Annotated in this window: 15 protein-coding genes and 2 pseudogenes; 6 read left to right on the top strand and 11 right to left on the bottom strand. The window is 60.7% G+C overall.

Features of this window, described 5'->3' with window-relative positions:
* Positions 1 to 122 precede the first annotated feature (122 nt).
* The 3 genes from SY26_RS13140 to SY26_RS22220 all read right to left on the bottom strand — a co-directional run bounded on the left by SY26_RS13140 (position 123) and on the right by SY26_RS22220 (position 3,193).
* The gene (locus tag SY26_RS13140; RefSeq protein ID WP_046000905.1) at positions 123 to 395 is read right to left on the bottom strand and encodes a hypothetical protein; all 273 of its coding nucleotides are present in this window, start codon (positions 393 to 395) and stop codon (positions 123 to 125) included.
* A gap of 1,569 nt (positions 396 to 1,964) precedes the next feature.
* The gene (locus SY26_RS22225; RefSeq protein WP_369799438.1) at positions 1,965 to 2,165 is read right to left on the bottom strand and encodes a hypothetical protein; all 201 of its coding nucleotides are present in this window, start codon (positions 2,163 to 2,165) and stop codon (positions 1,965 to 1,967) included.
* 755 nt (positions 2,166 to 2,920) lie between these two features.
* On the bottom strand, positions 2,921 to 3,193 hold the full coding sequence (locus SY26_RS22220) for a transposase (RefSeq protein ID WP_369799437.1): 273 nt from the start codon (positions 3,191 to 3,193) through the stop codon (positions 2,921 to 2,923).
* A 90-nt stretch (positions 3,194 to 3,283) separates the two neighbouring features.
* Here SY26_RS22220 and SY26_RS20575 point away from each other — a divergent pair.
* Positions 3,284 to 3,721 (top strand): annotated as a pseudogene (locus SY26_RS20575) (transposase family protein); the annotation flags it as partial.
* Positions 3,722 to 3,749: 28 nt separating this feature from the next.
* Here the strand turns inward: SY26_RS20575 and SY26_RS19980 are convergent.
* A complete protein-coding gene (locus tag SY26_RS19980) occupies positions 3,750 to 6,266 on the bottom strand; it encodes a calcium-binding protein (protein WP_052715279.1) in 2,517 nt (838 codons plus the stop codon).
* Positions 6,267 to 6,830: 564 nt separating this feature from the next.
* Positions 6,831 to 8,369 carry an NAD(+) synthase gene (gene nadE, locus SY26_RS13115; RefSeq protein WP_046000903.1) on the bottom strand — a complete coding sequence of 513 codons (1,539 nt, stop codon included), beginning with the start codon at positions 8,367 to 8,369 and terminating at the stop codon, positions 6,831 to 6,833.
* A gap of 568 nt (positions 8,370 to 8,937) precedes the next feature.
* Between nadE and SY26_RS22215 the strand changes: the two genes are divergently transcribed.
* The 3 genes from SY26_RS22215 (at position 8,938) to SY26_RS13100 (ending at position 10,968) form a co-directional block, all read left to right on the top strand.
* Entirely contained in the window at positions 8,938 to 9,138 is a 201-nt protein-coding gene (locus SY26_RS22215; RefSeq protein ID WP_046000902.1) for a hypothetical protein, read from the top strand.
* Between the two features lie 33 nt (positions 9,139 to 9,171).
* Positions 9,172 to 9,663, top strand: coding sequence for a hypothetical protein (locus tag SY26_RS22210; protein ID WP_046000901.1), 492 nt, complete (start codon positions 9,172 to 9,174; stop codon positions 9,661 to 9,663).
* A 627-nt stretch (positions 9,664 to 10,290) separates the two neighbouring features.
* On the top strand, positions 10,291 to 10,968 hold the full coding sequence (locus SY26_RS13100) for a sugar transferase (RefSeq protein WP_052715278.1): 678 nt from the start codon (positions 10,291 to 10,293) through the stop codon (positions 10,966 to 10,968).
* A gap of 40 nt (positions 10,969 to 11,008) precedes the next feature.
* Here the strand turns inward: SY26_RS13100 and SY26_RS13095 are convergent.
* From SY26_RS13095 to SY26_RS22195, 5 genes and pseudogenes are all read right to left on the bottom strand, one after another.
* A pseudogene (locus SY26_RS13095) lies at positions 11,009 to 12,180 on the bottom strand (IS3 family transposase).
* Positions 12,181 to 12,569: 389 nt separating this feature from the next.
* Positions 12,570 to 13,538 (bottom strand): CFI-box-CTERM domain-containing protein, encoded by a 969-nt coding sequence (locus SY26_RS19975; RefSeq protein WP_052715277.1) that lies wholly within the window; start codon positions 13,536 to 13,538, stop codon positions 12,570 to 12,572.
* A gap of 439 nt (positions 13,539 to 13,977) precedes the next feature.
* Positions 13,978 to 14,127: an integrase core domain-containing protein gene (locus SY26_RS22205; protein WP_369799436.1), complete on the bottom strand. Its 150-nt coding sequence runs from the start codon at positions 14,125 to 14,127 to the stop codon at positions 13,978 to 13,980.
* Positions 14,128 to 14,136: 9 nt separating this feature from the next.
* Positions 14,137 to 14,310 carry a hypothetical protein gene (locus SY26_RS22200; protein ID WP_369799435.1) on the bottom strand — a complete coding sequence of 58 codons (174 nt, stop codon included), beginning with the start codon at positions 14,308 to 14,310 and terminating at the stop codon, positions 14,137 to 14,139.
* 782 nt (positions 14,311 to 15,092) lie between these two features.
* Entirely contained in the window at positions 15,093 to 15,365 is a 273-nt protein-coding gene (locus SY26_RS22195) for a transposase (protein WP_369799434.1), read from the bottom strand.
* Positions 15,366 to 16,415: 1,050 nt separating this feature from the next.
* Here SY26_RS22195 and SY26_RS13070 point away from each other — a divergent pair.
* Entirely contained in the window at positions 16,416 to 17,219 is an 804-nt protein-coding gene (locus SY26_RS13070; protein ID WP_046000900.1) for an undecaprenyl-diphosphate phosphatase, read from the top strand.
* Between the two features lie 377 nt (positions 17,220 to 17,596).
* Here the strand turns inward: SY26_RS13070 and SY26_RS21200 are convergent, their stop codons facing one another.
* Entirely contained in the window at positions 17,597 to 17,878 is a 282-nt protein-coding gene (locus tag SY26_RS21200; protein WP_157020497.1) for a hypothetical protein, read from the bottom strand.
* Between the two features lie 505 nt (positions 17,879 to 18,383).
* Between SY26_RS21200 and SY26_RS21920 the strand changes: the two genes are divergently transcribed.
* Complete coding sequence (locus SY26_RS21920) at positions 18,384 to 18,500, top strand: DUF1003 domain-containing protein (RefSeq protein ID WP_232303359.1); 117 nt, start codon at positions 18,384 to 18,386, stop codon at positions 18,498 to 18,500.
* The last annotated feature ends 174 nt before the right edge of the window (positions 18,501 to 18,674 follow it).

The raw sequence follows: 18,674 nt of genomic DNA, 5'->3' as shown, positions 1-18,674 counted from the left end.
CGTAGCAAGACACCGTTAACCAATCAACTCAAGATTGTATTTGTCGGCACATTTGCGCCGGTGATGGCAAAATCGTTACCATGCATCAGACAACGAAGCGACGGCGCCCCTGGGCTTTATGGTCACCGCAGGACGCTTGGTACGGTGTGCTTGCCATCCCACTCAGCCAGCCGCACCCCAAGATGGATGACATAGCGGGCAACGGCGCTGTGCGCATCGTCAGGCGCCAGATGTCCATCCAGCGTCAGATAAATGGCAGCCGCATTCCGATATTCTTCCTCGGAGGTGATTTCAGCAGCCCCACCATAAAGGTCGAAATAGGAGAGGATGGGATCAACCTGGGTTTCGGGTACGCCCGCGGCCACGAACCGGTCGCGCAATTCACGATCGATCATCAATCACCCAGGTAGCGCGCGGCCCTGTAACCCGCACCTCACTCAACCGTTCATTCATTTCGCGGTATTCTCCATCACCGCGTTGCTAGGTAGCGCTTCCCAGCGTTGTAAGGTCAAGACACCCACGACACTGCGATCAATTGTGATCGCTTTGTCTATCCTAAAGCGACGTGTCGGACGTCATTGGAAGGACGTTGCTCCAAAAATCGAAACTGTCGTAAGTTTTGCAAATTATTTGTCGCTCTATAGTAAGCAGTCTCAGGATGCCGCGCTCTGGTCTATGATATTGCGAACTATTCGGGCAGCGGCCGAATCAATTGCAAATTAAGTTCCGGAAAACTGAGTTTAGCTATCCAAACTTCGGTCGACAATCAGTCTGCGGCTGAACCCAATTAGCATTGGCACCATCCGGCCGCTTGCATCAAATTTTCATAGTTGATTCAGCCTGAAACTATTAAATCGTGACGACTGCGAGGAGCATACCGTTTTCGTGTACGGGTACCTTAGCAATGGGCAATCAGCTGTTGCGATGCGCCGAAGTGTTGAAACCGGTGTAACACCCCGATCGTGACGACCTCAACGCGTTCCGAAACATGCCGACAAGCGCCAATTTCAGATTGCAGGCCACAATCCATCTCGTGGAACACATCAGGTGTTCATCTTGTGGAGGTACGTACAGCCAATGCGCAACGTTCGATAACAGGAACGCTTTCACTTGAAAAATACGCGATGGCGGATCAGGCCACGCTTGGAAGTGCACTCGATCTGAGGTTCCTAATAGAACAGCCTACCTGCAGGCCGTGGCGGGTAACAGGAGAGAAAGCAAGGTCGCGACAAGATGCATGTCAGGGCGGCGGTGCGGAATGCAATAACCGTCAGCTCGACGTTCCTACTGCTCCGGTTCAGATAAAAATCCTTCTCCTGGAACATCAGGCGGGGGTTCCGGTTCAGACGCTGCACAGACCAAGGCTTGATCAATGGCGACGATCCGAAAGAATACCACGCGCGCGCGACCCAAATCAGACACAAAGTCGAAGGCCGCAAAGCACGTGCCTCCGATGAAAAGCAAGTCCGCCATGTCGGCGCCCGCCTTTCTGGACAAGCTGATAGAGTCCAAGGTCGATCAGGCGATACGGCTGCTGAAGGATTACAGGAAGAGCTAAACGCATTCAGGAAGCACGGCTTGCAACCTTGTGCGTGGCGTCGATCAGGATGCATTCCCGTCGTCGACCGTATGAATTGATATTGCTAAGGTCATCTTCCACTGATCGTTAAATGCTGCCGTAACTTCAGTACCGCCGAGATAATACGTTCAATAGGTTAAATTTTGTGGGCCAAGGTTGCTGATCTGCTACGGAATTTTTCCTTCACTGATGTGCTCTCCATTCTTTTGACAGGATCTGGCGCTTTTCAAACTCTGATCTGGTCCTGCTGATCGAGTTGCGTTGCTTCTGCTGTCAGTGAGCAGACCACTGCTGGCGGTCGGCCGCCAGGGACCTTGTGCGGCCGGCGGTGGTTGTGGAATTCCATCCAGTTGCGGACACCGGTGCGTGCCTGCAATCCGGTCTCTCAGGCATGCAAATAGACGCTTTCGTATTTCAGGGCGTGCCACAGGCGCTCGATGAAGATGTTGTCCAAGGTGCGCTTGCGAACGCCTTTGCCATCCATCGAGATGCGGACGCCCGACCGTCGCAGGCGGCCTGTCCAGGCAAACGACGTGAACTGGGAGCCTTGACGGCGCATGGCCGCTTGGACCGATGGCGCGACCATGCTCCATGGTCATGATGTCCGGCGGTCCGAACCGATAGATGGCCTCGTTCAGCGCCTCGACGCAGAAGTCGGCGTCCCCTCGCCATGGTCCTCGGACCAGTGGCGGACTATGGCTCGATGTTGGAGATCCGCCACGCCAAGACCATGCGGGTGTGCCAGTCCATGATCGCCACCAGGGAGAGTGAGGCATGAGCCGCCACCGGTCCGAGGCCATGCCGAGCGCCGCGACGCATCGGCAGATAGGTGATGTCCACACACCAGACCTGATTTGGCCGGTCCGCACGCAGGCCGCGCGAGCCAGATAGGGGTAGGTCTTGTGTCCCTTCGTCGGCCGGCCGGTGTTGGACTTCTGCTAGATCGGCATCAGACCCATCAGGCGCATAAGCCGACGTATGCGCTTTTCGTTCACCTTGTGGCCGTTTTCGGGCTTGCGCGGCCCCACTGGGGCCACGGTCCCTGCAACTGCGCAGGTGCCAGGTCATCTGACGGACGCCAAGGAAAGGCGTGTCGAGGAACCGCACGTCGATCAACCGCAGTGAGCCCTGTGGCCGCCACTGGTTCGAGGTCCATGGCGAACGCGAGGGTCTGGTCCGTCTCACCCTGCGGCATATGGTAAAACGACGAACGAGGGACCTGCAGCAGAGCGCACTGCCGGCCGATCGACAGGTCCGGATGGTCGCGTTCGACCATGCCGTTCGGCATCGTCTCTCGGACCAATGGCGTTCCAGTGCCGCATCACTTCCCGCCCCAGGGCTTCAGCTTTCTTTCCAAAATGAGTTGGCCACCGCCAGTTCTCCGATCTTGGCATGCAGATCCCGGACCTGGTCTTCGTCGATCACCGGCGCCTTGCGGCCACCGCGTTCAAAGACACCGGACGCGCCATCGAGCAACGCGCGTTTCCATTGATCGATCATCGTCGGRTGCACGCCGAACCGGCTCGTCAGTTCCGACACGGTCCCCTCGCCTTTCATCGCCTCAAGTGCCACCTTCGCCTTGAACTCAGGGGCGTGCTGCTTTCGTTTCGACATCGTCGATCTCCCTCGTGATGAAGATCAGCAGACAGCAAAAACAGTACTTACGTCAGTGCCCAGCTTTCAGGCGGCACCTCAATCCGTGCGCTCGCGGCGATCCCGGATGCTTCGATATTCGGACGGCGCGTCGCACGAGAGCAATCGGCTTGGATCGAGCGTCAAGGGAAACCTGGAACGATTGTCTCAGACAACGGCACCGAACTAACATCGACCGCCATCCTGCGGTGGTGTTCCCAGCATCGGATCGAGTGGCACTGCATCGCGCCGGGAAAGCCGATGCAAAACGGCTTTGTCGAGAGTTTTAACGGTCGGATGCGCGATGAGTTGCTCAATGATACCATGTTCCGCAACCTGGCTCATGCGCGTGTTGTGATCGCTGACCGGGCCGCCGACTACAACACCGAGCGCCCGCATTCGGCCCCGGATTACCAGACCCCGCCTGACTACGCGCCGGCCCTCACCACCGCAATTGCCCGCTCCGCTGCGCGAGATGAAAGCTCCGCGCGTCGAGCGATTGCTCAACCCGGCAGGTCATTGCGAACCACACTACTAATCATTTTCCAGCGGTCAGATCGGTCGACCTCAGCAATGCGACAAACCGAGAAAGCGTCGACCGGACGGCGCGTGCATGAAACTGGTCGGGCCGTGTGCGGGCCGCCAGCTTCGGACCGATGATCCAGTAGACCCTCACAAACAAGCGACCGGCCCGCGTCTTGATCAGGTGGTTGTCGCGGAACGCGCGCAACGCAACGACGTCGGGATGCCAGGCATTTCCATAGGCGGACGTTGCGACGAAACAGGCGCCGCCAGAGGCGGATTCCTCATCCTGATCTGCGTAGGGATCGTCCGGGTCGGGGGTGTGGGGATCGTCGGCAACCGGCGGAACGGAGGGCAGGTCATCTTCGTCGACCGGTCGAACGGGCAGGTCGTCGTTCGGAAGACCCTCGTCATCCTCTCGCAGTTCCAGACGGGCCATCGTCGCTTCCAGCTCATCGAAGTAGATCGACGTACCCCGCTGGTCCGGCTGATCGAAGTTTCCCTCGCCCTGGCGAAAGACCTCGACAACCTGGTCATGCGTCAGCCCGTTCAGATAACTGTCCGTCACCTCGACGATCCGGTCATGGTCCATGAAATCAAGGACCTGTTCGTGCAGCATGTTGATCCGCTCGGCCTGACCGGCAAGGATGACCTGGCTTCCGTCGGGGAGCCCAACCACGATGTCGCTGTCGATCACCTGCGATGCGTCGCGAAGTGCCCCCGCATCGGCGAAGGCTCCGCCAAAGCCGATATGGTCCCGGGTCGAAAAATCCAGGATGGACGCATCGCCGCCATTGCCGACCAGGAACAGGTTTCGTCCCCCGCCGCCTTCAAGGACGCTGTGATCCCGCGGGTCGTCGCTGCTGGCCACGATCATGTCGTCGCCGTCGCCGCCTGCCACGGTGTCGTCGCCGCCATCCGCGAAGATCACGTCGCCCTGATCCGATGCCACAAGAACGTCGTCCCCCCTGCCACCGGACAGGACATTTCTGCCGCCGCCCCCTTCTATCGTGTCATCGCCGACATGGCCGCGCAGGATGTCGTGACCCAGGCCACCGACGATCAGGTCGTCGACCATCCCGGTGGCCGGATCGGTGACGTTATGCGCCCCCTCGATGACCAGGTCGCGGCGGGGATCGGAGACCACGACGACCAGCATCTCTCCCGGTCTCAGATCGTGGCGATCCTGAATGCCGGGGCCGGAAACGACGTTCATGTCGGCCCGCGCGTCGGCAATGCCGTTCGCGCCCGTCACCGTGCGCGTGGATTCGTCGAACCAGGGTGAATGCGGCGAATCTGCGGGCGTCAGCGTCCGGACCGAGATGTGCATCCCGTCGGCGATGCCCCCAAGATCGACCCTGCCCGCCCCGTTGGTCGGATTGTGCAGAAAGACGATCTTCTGGCTGTCACCCGCAAAGCCGGTGACGCCGATCCCGTCGGTCACAGTGATGTCCTGCAGGGCTTGGGCATCGGTCATGGTGGTCTTTCCGACCAGATGGCTTTGCGCGATGTCGTAGATCTGCCCCATCGGCGTTGCGATCGCGACGATCTGTCCGCCGTCGCTCTCCGTCGCGGGAAACCGGGTGTCATAGAACTTGTTCGACAACCAGTCATAGGCGATGCCCCAATGGTCGATCGAATCAACGCCAAGATCCACCGCCTTTGAGAACGCGTCGATCCAAGCTGCACCTTGGTCGATGCCGACGGCCGTGTTCGCGCCGATGTTGAATTCCGAGAGCGAGAACTTCAGATCGCTGGAGAACCCCTCGAACCGCTCAAAGACCTCCATCGGGCGGACCGCCCAGTTCAGGCTCTGGGTGATCGTGCTGGCATCCGGATAGCTGTGCTGGAAGACCGTGTCGATCATGCCGCGATGTTCCAGCGAGATCTTGGAGATGATGTCCGCGGATTCCTGCGGACCGTCCGCGGTCCATCTGCCGTCCGCGCCCTGCGTCGCGCGCCACTGGACGCCCGCCTGAACGCCCAGGCCTGGGGCATGCCAGCCGGACATGTCGTCCGAGAGCCGTTCGATCATGCCGTTGAGCTTGGGGATCTGCGCATTGGCGATCGCGCCGTATTGATGGCCCGTCAGGCTGCCCCAAGCCTTGCTGCCCCAGTATTCGTTGCCGATTTCCAGGTCCCTGATCACGGCGTCGGGAAACGCCTTCAACGCCGTCTCCAGCCTGTCGACATAGCGGTCGAACCCCGAGTGATCGAAGACGCCCCCCTGCTTGTCATAGAACTGGAAGGTCGGCACGACCACGGTCATCGGCTTGCCGGTCAAGGAGGCATATTCCAACGCCTCGTGGATGGTCATGACATAGTTTTCGCTGCCGGGTTCGATCGGATCGCCGAACATCCGCGCCAGTCCGCCATTCGCCCAGGTCTGATCCTCGGTCACGCCGCCGCCGGGATAGCGAAACCCCGAGAAGTCGATTTCCTTGAGGGTTTCGGCAAAGGGCTGGCCATCCTTCAGACTGTCCCGCGTCAGGATGATGTTCGCGCCGAAATGAGCGTCCGTGATGAGTGACAAGGCGGTCTCCTTCAAGCCTGACCTGCGCCTGTTGCCGAAGGAGTGCCTGTCGACGCGCATGCGCCGATCCGCGTGGTCTGATGCGTCGGCCCGATCGACGCTATGCAAGAGCCCTTGATAAACCGTGAAGACGCGGCGGATTTCGACACGGCATCAGAATTGCGACCTAGGCCTGCATCGCAGGGGCCGCTGCTGACCATGGCCCAACCTGCGCGCTAACTTGGTCCCCGCATCTTTCGCTGAAAGCTGACGGCGACGCATTTCAGCATAGTAGCGTTCTAAAATTTATGGCTTTTTATTGGAATCGCAGAAGCTCTCGGCCGGTTTGCGATGAATGGCGCGCGGAAAATAGATACTGGTGCTGTGCGTCGGCGGCGGCGCTGAACTCAGACGGCTGCTCCGGATGGATCAACGGTGCGGGGATTCAGCGTCGCGAATGCTGGTGACAACCATAGTTCTTCAGAACAAACCAACAATCTGTGCGAGACAGCGCTTCGCCCAAAAGCTGCGCCTAAAGATGCGCCTGATATGGCATCGCGAAGGCGCATCCGCGATGCCGCACCGTTACACGCTCTGGCCTGCATCCACGCCCGCGCCTGCTGTGCTATCAAGCAGAGAAATACCCAACTGCAGCGCGGCACCGATGGCCTTGGTCAGAACGATGTCAGGCGCGCCCGCGAACTGACATTCCCTGACCACGGGTGCGTCCCCGCGCAGGCAGGCCGCGATGCAGACATATCCCGCGGGCTTACCCTGATCGTCGTCCGGACCGCCCACGCCGGTGATCGCCAGCGCCAGCCCGGCAGCGGGGGCCGCATCCAGCGCACCCGTGGCCATCTGCCGGGCCACCTGCGGGTCATAGACCGTCCGCTCCTGGATCAGCTGGGCGGAGACCCCAAGCGCATTTACCTTCATCGACGGGGCATAGGTGACAAAGCTTCCCTCCAGCGCGGAGGAACTGCCGGACACGCCCCCGATGCTTGCAGCAAGCAGGCCGCCTGTGCAGGATTCCGCCGTCACCACGCGGCAACCATGCCGCTCCAGCAGCTTGCAGAGCGCGGCGGCGGACGCGTGCAGATCGTCGGGAAACCCGATGTCCACCCGCTGCCTGCGCAGGATGGCGGGGCGGAACAGCCTTTCGTCCAGCCGGTCGATCAGCGCAAGCCGATCGGCTTTCGGATGCGCAAGATTGATGGGGTTGACGCGCTTGAACCAGGTCCGTCCCAGCCGCGTCACGACGGTCGACACGATCCTCTGTGCATGCGGATCGTCGTCTGTCCCCAAGCGCCGCTGGACATCGGCCATATCCATGTCGGGACTGTCCTTGCGCGCCTGATCCAGGGCAAAGACCACGATGTCCCATTCCAGATAGGTCGCGCCGATCTGCGCCTCGTCTCCGGCACCTATTCCCAACCCGTCGGTCGGCTTGGCGCGCCACGTGTGCTCAGGGACGCCGCTATTGCGGGCCAGCCACGGAATCTCCCACGACTTGAGCAGACCCTGTACCGGCGCCAGATCGCCCACATCGCCATGCAGCGTCCAGAAGCCCGCCCCCAGCTCCGAAAAGTTGTCCGTGCTGGCGACCAGGCCCCCGAGCCGGTGAGCCTGGTCGTAAAGCGTCATCATGCGCAATCGGGCGCGCAGGTTGCCCCGACGGGTGCGTGCTCCGTCATCATCGGCGGTCGCGATGCCGGGATGCAGTCGGGCCATGGCGGACACCATGGCGTCGTATTCCGCTGACAGATCCAGGTGAAAGTGTTCAAGGCCCAGCGCCTTGCAGGCGTCGATGCCGCGGTCGGTCTCCTCCGGCACCTGATGGATGGGCAGGGTCAGTCCGATGACCTGCCAGCCCGCCGCCTTGAACAGCGCCGCGGTCAGCGCTGAATCAACGCCACCCGACATCCCAAGGACCGCCGTTCCGACCCCGGCCTGCCGGCGATAGTCCTGCAATTGACCGATCAGGTGATCCTGCACCCGCTGCAACGCGGGCACGGGAAGAAACAGGCCGTCCTTCACCTGTTCGGTGAATTTGCGCGCGAACCAAGACGACAGCGCCCCTGCCTGGTCCTGTCGCGAGAGGTTCAGAATTTCCGTTTCCAACATGGTGCACCTGCTTTGGATTGGACCCGTATACCCATCCAAAGGGGCATTTTGTTCCCGCGCACCCGGACGGACTTCGAACCCCGGTGCCTGCTACGCGGTCGCATGATCCCAAGGCGGCACCGACTGCCAATTCGAACAATACTGCATCCCAATCATCAGCGTTTGAGACCCCGCCTCGGGGCGAGCCGCAGGAGTTTTCAGAATTTATCACTGCGACGTAAAGGAGCCGCTGTTGAATCCGCCTTACGATCACCCTGTTCGTATCAGAATGCTGAAAAGAAAAGATATTTCGATCAGCCCCTGGCAGCATTCCGACTGCCGCGCGGAGTGATTCCCATCTCGCCCGCTGGTCACAGCCAAGGACGCCGATGCGATCTAAGTGCCGGGGCAAAGTCGGGGCGCCGTCCAAGGGAACTTAGTAAACCGGACAGACGAACGACCAAATGCGCTCGAAGATTGACGAACCGCAACCGGAGTTTGTCATGCGAAGCGTCCGGTTGAACGCCTGCCGCACGCCCCTTTCGTTAATGGCGTGTCAATGTCCGTGCCGTAACACTCCGAACCTGCGATGGCACTGTCGGGAAAGGCGATGTTCTGCGGCGCGCAGTTCCCCGACCACGCCGCCGCCTGCGCGGTCCATATTCCGGCGATCATCTCCATCGGCCCATCGCCCCTGGGCCCCGACCACGACCCGCTGATCGCGCGCCACATGGGCCAGATGTCGCCCGAGGCCTCGGTGGCCCGGGACGATCCGGCCTGGTTCTTCTAAACGTCGGGAACGACGGGGCATCCCAAGGCTGCCGTGCTGACCCGCGGCCAGATGGCCTTCGTCGTCACTAACCACCTGTGCGACCTGATGCCCGGCACCACGGAACAGGACGCGTCGCTGGTGGTGGCGCCGCTCTCCTACGGTGCGGGCATCCATGCCCTGACCCAGATCGCCCGCGGCGTGCCGACCGACGGTCTTGTGGCCGTTTACGGCGACACCCGCACCCTTGGTCCAGGCGCGCGCATCATCAGCGCGGGCCTGCATCTGGGCCAGGGGGGTGACATCCACGCACATGGGCTCTGGGCCGACGCTGAGGGGGTCCTGCACATGGGGCATCTGCGCCCCGAAGTCACGCACCTGTCCCGCGACGCCTGGATCACTGGATGGCAGTTGGACGGCGCCATCTTCCGCCGCATGCCGGACGCCGAGACGGGCTTTGCCCCGTTCCGACGCGCCGACGGCTGCCCGGTGGCCTACTGGCGCGCCTTGTGCGCCTGCGTCCGAATCTGGACCTCGTTCCCGTGATCACCGCGCTGATGCAGACCCGTACACGTATCCAAGGTCTTGGTGCCTTGTCGGCGCTCAGTTCGCCATAGGCGCACCTCGGCTCGGCCCGGCGACAGAGATCCTCATCCTGGGTCAAGACCGCACATCACTGCACGTCGCGTCGGTCGGTGCGGCACTGTTCACCAAGGCGTGCTGTCACGACAAATCATGATCTGCATTACCGCGTAACTGCTGCTGATCGACGCGCACCAGTCCCTGAATCACCACACCCTGTGGATCCGCAAGCGTGAAGCAAGAACTACCTAAGGAGGGAGTGCAATGTCCGTCGGGAATGGGATGTAGTTGTTGCGGATACTTCCGCCAGAGTTCTGCTGATTGGTGGGAAAATCGGTGATGTTACTCAATCATAAGCTGCATCAATCACGTTTTTTACACGGTCTTTGTTGGTCCAATTTACTCGCGACGCTTGTATTTCTGAGGATATTCTCGAATGAAGCCTACCTAAAAGCATAGTCTGTAAAATTTTAAGGAACTTTCCGGAGATTTGCCTCTTGTGCCGCACTTGAGAGATGTTGGCACTATCAGGAAGTCGTCACGATGCGAGCTGTTCGCGTTCCGCAGGTTACCCCTCCCCTTCGTAAATCCATGTCTGTCCTGCGGGACCCGACATTCAGGTTTCGGTCTGATGCATCTTCTAACCAAGCCGCCCCTGTGGGTGGCATGGCCAAGCGGGGGCTGGATGTCACGTTGGCGGTYTTGGGYCTGCTGCTGCTGGCGCCGCTGATCCTCGCGCTGGTCATCGTCCTCAAGCTRACGGATTCCGGGCCGCTGCTCTACGGGCACCGCCGCGTAGGCTTCGGCGGGCGCGAGTTCCGCTGCTGGAAGTTCCGCACCATGGTCGTCAACGGCGACGCCGTTCTGGAGCAGTAYCTGCGCAAGCATCCCGCCAAGGCGGCCCTGTGGTACGAACAGCGCAAGCTGGTCGACGATCCGCGCGTCACTCCCCTCGGCGCCGTGCTGCGCAAACTGAGCCTGGACGAGCTGCCCCAGCTYCTGAACGTGCTGACCGGAGAGATGAGCCTGGTCGGCCCGCGTCCGGTCGTGCGGGCAGAGCTGGACCATTACGCCASCTCSACCCGCCACTATCTSGCGGCCCGCCCCGGCCTGTCCGGCCTCTGGCAGATCAGCGGCCGCAGCAACACGACCTACATGGAGCGCGTGCAGATGGACCGCTTCTACGTGATGAAGTGGAACCCGTGGATGGACCTGCGCATCATCTTCATGACCATCCCCGCCGTCGCGCTGTCCCGCGGAGCGCATTGAGCGGGCGGCTGTATCCGATGCATGAATAGCCCAATGTTTCTTAGACACCTTCGTATGTCATCTTCTGCCGCCGTTCGAACTCGACTGGTGACAGCATCCTGTTCCTCGCATGCTTGCGCTTCGGGTTGTAGGACATCTTGGTGTAATCGAACACGTCCCGCCTGGCTTCTTCGCGGGTCCGATAGGTTTGCCGTCTGATCCGTTCCCGCTTGAGGAGGTTGAAGAAACTTTCGGCCACCGCGTTGTCGTGGCAGCCTCCTCGGCGGTTCATGGAGTGCTCAAGATTGCGGGCGCACAGGAAGGCGCCCCAATCCATGCTGGTGAATTGGCTGCCCTGACCGGAGTGGATCAGCACCTTCGCCTTGGGTTTGCGTCGCCAGACCGCCATGAGCAGGGCTTGCAAGACGACGTCCGTGGTCTGGCGGCTTTGCATCGATCATCCGATGACAAGCCGAGAGGTCGATGACCACCGCGAGATAGGCAAAGCCCTCCTGCGTCCGGATGTAGGTGATGTCCGTCACCCAGACACGATCCGGTGCTTCGACGTCGAACTGCCTGTCGAGGGTCTTGTCGACCATGACCGAAGGCTTGCCTCCGTAGCTGCCCGGACGCCGCTTGTAGCCGATCTGCGCCTTGATCCCTGCAAGTTGTGTCAGTCTGGCCACGCGGTTCGCGCAGATACTTTCTTCCTGCTCCAAAAGATCGTCGTGCAGTTTGCGATAGCCGTAGACCTTGCCGCTGTCGGTCCAGGCATTCAGCAGCATCTTCGTCTGGCGCTTGTCTTCAATCGCCCGATTGCTCAGCGGCACCTGAAGCCGGGCATGGAACCCGCTCGGTTGGATGCGCAGGCACCGACACATGGCCCTGACGGAAAACTGCCCTCGATGCTCGGCTACGAACGCGTATCTCACCTTGCATCCCCGGCGAAATACGCGCTCGCCACTGTCCTCGGACCGATGGCGGACAGGGCTCGCCCTTTTTTAGAATGTCCCGCTCTTTCGACACGCGCGCCACCTCGAGCTTCAGCCGACGGACCTCGACATCCTTATCGGTCTCGCCTGTGGCCGCCTTCGCGAACTTGCGCTTTCACGCATAGAGCGAATGCAGGCTGACCCCGAGCCGCTCCGAAACCGCCTTGATCGGGTAGCCCCGCTCCGTGATCTGTGCGACCGCGTCACGCTTGAACTCGTCTGTGAAGTTGCCTGTGCCCATCATGGCGTCCTTGCCTCAAAGTTAGCGAAGAAAACGTCCAGGTAACATGGGGCTATTCAGATCACCCTTGCAGCAACCGTCATCTGTTGGTCGGGAATCCAGACGATAAGCGCATGCGGACTAAGCGCAGGACCTCAGGATCCATAACTAGGTAGGGAAATACATGTTTTGTTATAGTGAGACATTCTATAGCCGAAGGCAGAAGCGCCATAACAGAGAGATTCCGTTACCTGCCAAGTCCGAACGTTCGTAGGAGATGAGACGCACTGGCATCGGCGAACCTCTTTGCTGCTCCATAATGCTGCAAACTTCGATCTCCCAATGCTATGCACGAGAAGACTGGCAACATGCCCCATGGTAAGCGAACGACCAGATGGTCCAAGCGACGTTTACAACCGTCGATCTACACTCGCACGCCATGCCGACATGAGTGAACCTGTCTGCCTCGGCAGCGCCACCATCATATGACGGCACAGTATCTTCCGGCATCCAGATGCGATCGGTCGCAGCGCCACTCGCGCCATGCGGCCCGAAGCGCCGGTCGGCACAACACGTTTTGCCATAACGGGGCCGACGCGCCAGTAAAGGCGGATGAAGGCGCGGCCAGTTGGGTATTTGACAAGTACGCGATCCCGGTATCGGCGAAGCGTCACCACATCCGGATGCATGCGGTCTCCATAGGCTGCGGTCGCGACAAAGCACGCCCCTCCTGAGGCGCCCTGATCCTCCTGGTCGGTGTCAGCCTCGTCACCAGTGCCTTCGTCATCTGAAGGGTCATCACCAACGGCAGGCAATTCGTCCGGGTCTGCCGCTGGCTGCGACGTTCCGGGAACGGGCTCGCCGTCGATATACTGCGTCGTGACGGTCTGTCCGTCCACCGTCTCCTGGACCAGGACGGGCTGGGTCGTGTTCGCGAAATTCTGGGTTATGAACAACGCGTCCTGAGTTCCGCCCTGCCCCTCAACCGACCCCAACGACAGGCCGATCCCGATATACGCGACATCGGGATCGAGGATGTTCGCCTGATGGGAGGGGCTTTCCATCAGCGCGGAATGCAGCCGGTCGACGTCGGCTTCGGTGGCCGGACCTCTCAGTCCCGTATAGGCCACATTCTCCGTCAGGTTCCATGACCCGCCGGCAAGCGGAAAGTCCGCATCCTCGACCCTGTCGGTCGGAGAGGATCCATTCTCGCCAGCGTGCGAAATCGCCTGCTCCTCGGCCATCCAGTCGGAATGGTCCTGAGCTGCGGCGTTCAGATGAACTTCGACGTGGACCGGGTTGAGGCCAGCCTGTTCCCGCTCTGCATTCACCAGATCGACGACGTGAAGTTCAAGACTGTCCGCAATCTCAGATGGCATCTTCCGCTCCAATTCCGTGAAGGAGGAGCGCGATGCAAATTTGCCGACGCAAAGGCCTGCTTGTCAGGCACGCTGCCTCATCTGACGCGAAGCTTGTCACAGCTTCCCGAGCTTTTCCAGATGAGCAGGCACGGTCGGCGACCGTCCGCCGGGTGATTGCATCAGGCCCTGTCCCTTCGCCGGCTTTGCGCAAACGCACGGACCTTTCGTTCAACACTCAGGCCATGCAGCACGATCATGCGGAGCCATCATGCTCGCCTGTTCTACCAGCGATCGATGCATGGCTTTGAGAGAGGATGCCGACAGAACAATGATGCCGCCAGCATGCCTCAAGACCAAGCACAATCATGATTCCTCCAGAAGCACGCGGGTTGAAATCGAGCGCGAGATACCCCTTCGCTGAGGTGCTTCCCATTCCTTTGACAGGATCTGGCGCTTTCTAAGCGCTGATCTGCTCCTGCTGATCGGGTTGCGTTGCTTCTGCTGTCAGTGAGGAGACCACTGCTGGCGGTCGGCCGCCAAGAGCCTTGTGCGGCCGGCGGTGGTTGTGGAATTCCATCCAGTTGCGGACACCGGTGCGTGCCTGCAATCCGGTCTCTCAGGCATGCAAATAGACGCACTCGTATTTCAGGGCGCGCCACAGGCGCTCGATGAAGGTGTTGTCCAAGGTGCGCTTGCGAACGCCCTTGCCATCCATCGAGATGCGGACGCCCGACCGTCGCAGGCGGCCTGTCCAGGCAAACGGCGTGAACTGGGACCCTTGACGGCGCATGGCCACTTGGACCGATGGCGCGACCATGCTCCATGGTCATGATGTCCGGCGGTCCGAACCGATAGATGGCCTCGTTCAGCGCCTCGACGCAGAAGTCGGCGTCCCCTCGCCATGGTCCTCGGACCAGTGGCGGACTATGGCTCGATGTTGGAGATCCGCCACGCCAAGACCATGCGGGTGTGCCAGTCCATGATCGCCACCAGGGAGAGTGAGGCATGAGCCGCCACCGGTCCGAGGCCATGCCGAGCGCCGCGACGCATCGGCAGATAGGTGATGTCCACACACCAGACCTGATTTGGCCGGTCCGCACGCAGGCCGCGCGAGCCAGATAGGGGTAGGTCTTGTGTCCCTTCGTCGGCCGGCCGGTGTTGGACTTCTGCTAGATCGGCATCAGACCCATCAGGCGCATAAGCCGACGTATGCGCTTTTCGTTCACCTTGTGGCCGTTTTCGGGCTTGCGCGGCCCCACTGGGGCCACGGTCCCTGCAACTGCGCAGGTGCCAGGTCATCTGACGGACGCCAAGGAAAGGCGTGTCGAGGAACCGCACGTCGATCAACCGCAGTGAGCCCTGTGGCCGCCACTGGTTCGAGGTCCATGGCGAACGCGAGGGTCTGGTCCGTCTCACCCTGCGGCATATGGTAAAACGACGAACGAGGGACCTGCAGCAGAGCGCACTGCCGGCCGATCGACAGGTCCGGATGGTCGCGTTCGACCATGCCGTTCGGCATCGTCTCTCGGACCAATGGCGTTCCAGTGCCGCATCACTTCCCGCCCCAGGGCTTCAGCTTTCTTTCCAAAATGAGTTGGCCACCGCCAGTTCTCCGATCTTGGCATGCAGATCCCGGACCTGGTCTTCGTCGATCACCGGCGCCTTGCGGCCACCGCGTTCAAAGACACCGGACGCGCCATCGAGCAACGCGCGTTTCCATTGATCGATCATCGTCGGRTGCACGCCGAACCGGCTCGTCAGTTCCGACACGGTCCCCTCGCCTTTCATCGCCTCAAGTGCCACCTTCGCCTTGAACTCAGGGGCGTGCCGTTTTCGTCTCGACATCGTCGATCTCCCTCGTGATGAAGATCAGCAGACAGCAAAAACAGAGCTTACGTCAGTGCCCAGCTTTCAGGCGGCACCTCATATTATGTTCTGTGTCTTCACGTTACTCCAAGGCTTTGCGCTCCAAAAAGCTCTGTACGAAGTGTGCTTCTCCAAAGATTTCTTAGCCGGGCTGCAAGCGAATGGGCGAACCGGCAGTAACGCTGACTTCCTGCCAATATCAAAGCCGTAAGCTGACTATCAAAATAGGGGATCGTCAGCCGCAATGCTTACGAACGTCAATCTATATGCGGTCCAGGACGGATGTGTCGCGACAAATCGAACCATGGCCAGCAACGCCGACTGAATTTGAATCGAATAGCCGTTGGCGAAGGATGGCATATCAACATAGCGCGTGCCACGACCAATCAGTTGCACTTAGCTCGCGAAGTCATCGTGAGGCTCGGCCATTGATAGTCCCGCAGACTGCAATCATTGCGCCAACAGGGAGGTATGCTCTGCGGCAACCTCACAAAACCCCTGACATCTCCCTATTATGTCAGCGCAAAATCATAGCGCAACTGCGGTGGAAGTACTGGCCTGTCGCAGGGACAGGCCGACCAGAGACGACCCGCGCCGAGGCCAGCTAGACGAGCGTCGGAGCGGGACGGACAGATGTTCGAAATGCATCGCCTGAACGCGGATAGAACGCACCGGCCGGCGGCTGCAGCGTCATAAGCGTTGTCGGTTTGCGACCATAGGTCGAGGATACCCATGTCGTTCGATGCTGATCTGAAGCGCGGGGGAAGTACGCGACCTAGCATCACGATGCGCAGGGGACGCCAGCATTCCCGCGCCAACGGCGCTTGTTCTCCGTGGATACCGGACGGGTCCACGCTTTCACTTTTGCTTCATCTGTTCGGTAAGCGGTGTCATCAAAAAGCGCAAATTGGCCTGGTAGAGTGGCGGTCGGAGCCAGTCGGTGATAGCGGGCGCGCTCCACAGTCCGTCATTTCCACAACGGCAATGACGGGCCTCTGAAGTGGCGCGTTGCCCGCGTAAGGAATCTGAATGACCCTCTTCCACCTTGTCCTTGTCGCCATCATCCAGGGGATCACCGAGTTCCTTCCGGTCTCCTCCTCTGGCCACCTGATCCTGCTTCCGGAGCTGACCGGCATGCAGGACCAAGGCCTTGTCATCGACGTCGCCGTCCATGTCGGCACGCTTTTCGCGGTAATCCTGTTCTTCCGGCGCGACGTCGCCGCGGCCCTGGCCGGATGTGGCAGGCTGGCCCGGGGCAGGATCGACACGCCCGGCGCGCGGCTGGCCGCGTCACTGATGGTCGCCACGATACCGGTGGTCCTGGTGGGGCTGGTGTTGAAGATGTCCGGCGCGATGGAGATGATGCGGTCGGTGGCCGTGATCGGCTGGACGATGATCATTTTCGGTCTGCTGCTCTACTGGTCCGACCAGCGTGGAGAGGGCCGAAAGCGGACCGCGGACTGGACGATGCGCGACGCCGTCATCGTCGGCCTGTGGCAGGCGGTGGCGTTGATCCCCGGAACCTCGCGATCAGGGGCGACGATCACGGGCGCGCGTGCCCTGGGCTATATCCGCGAGGACGCGGCGCGGATCTCGATGCTGATGTCGATCCCCACCATCATCGCCTCGGCCGCGCTTCTGGCGGGCGATGTCATGTCGGACTTCGACGGTGCAGCGGTCGCACAGGCCGGGATCGCTGCAGGTTTCGCTTTTGTAGCGGCCCTTGTCGCCCTGACCCTGATGATGCGGCTGCTGAAGGCCGTCAGCTTCACGCCGTACGTGGTCTATCGCCTGATCCTGGGCGTCGCGCTGTTGGTCTATGCCTACAGCTGACGCCTGCCATGCGGATCACGCGTTTCTGAAGGAGGTCGGGATTATCATCCCCAAGGGCGCGCGCTAGGCTGTTCGGACAAATCAGAACAAGATCAAGGGGCAGGAAATGAAGACGACATTCGGAGCGATGGGAACGGCCGTTGTCTTGGCGCTGGCAGGATGTGCCGGTGGTGGTGGCTACCACGACAGCCCACTCAATAGTGCCGCGGTCCGGACGGTGGGCGGCGCGGGTGCGGGGGCCTTGGCGGCCGACGCCTTGGGAGGGTCCAAGACCAAGGGCGCATTGATCGGCGCGCTTGCCGGTGGTGCGTCCTGTGTCAACGGAAGCTGCTACTGACGGTAACAAACGACATTGTCGGTGAAGGGTTTACCCACCCCTAGACGGACGGTCCGTCAATACAGATCACCGTCCGTTCACTTTCGATGATCGATGTTCTTGCCTGTTTCCCTGTACCAAATGCAGCGGCGACGCATCCCGGTGTACTGGATCCTTGTCGGACAATGCCTTGCTGCGCCGGCGCCTTACAGATCGCGGCAACTGCCGCCTTCATACCGCCCGGATCCTCACTGCCGGGCGACGCGCCGACCCGTTCGGCATGATGATTGCAGATCGGGTTGAGGCGCACCACGGCCTTGCGACATCCCTGAATGGTCCCCATGAGAACCTCTGCCCCGCGAACCCGATCACCAAACCGCCCCATGCCATATTCGCGGATAGATCTCCGCTGACGGCAGTGCATGCCTGAATGTCAGTTCGCCCTGGACTGTCCGCCTTGATCGAGACGGAGCCACCAGACTGATCCGGTGGCCGCATCATCTACCAGACCGATCTGGTGCCATTTCGCAGGCAATACGTCGAACGCATGCTGGAGGACGCGCGTGGCAAGCTGTCGGCATTGGACAAAACCGTGTTGGACATTCTGGAGGCTGGCACCATTCTGTCGCGCCAGCGGGAGCCGGCGCTGGACGACCGCCTGATTTTCGACGAACAGATGGCCGACAGGGTCGCACGTTTTGGCGGCAGCCGGCCGTTCATCCTGGTGTTTGTCGGCGTTCTGGCGGCATGGATCGGCACGAACGTCACGGGTGTGCTGCGGCCGCCCTTCGATCCCTACCCCTTACCTGGTGCTGTCCTGCGTCGCCACCCTGCAGGCGCCAATCATCATGGTGAGCCAGCGCCGGCAGGAAACCCAGAACCGCCTGCGGGGCAAAACAGAATATCGCATCAATCTGAAGGCTGAGCTAGAAATTCGACAGCTGCACGAAAAGATCGACCATTAGCTTGATCACCAATGGCAGCGCCCGATCGAGATGCAGCAGATCGGAGAGCCCGCAAACGGAATGCGCCACGCGGACGTCATATCCTTTGGGGATCAGGTAGAAGTGGGTTTCCTGATCAACGCATAGTTTGAAGTCGCTGGAAAATGTGCCCCGCCTGCGACAAATGACCAAGCT

It is taken from the genome of Paracoccus sp. 228, from assembly GCF_000967825.1.
Lineage (GTDB): Bacteria > Pseudomonadota > Alphaproteobacteria > Rhodobacterales > Rhodobacteraceae > Paracoccus > Paracoccus marcusii.
Note: the sequence above shows the minus strand (reverse complement) of the source record. Positions and strands in the feature narration are given on the sequence as shown.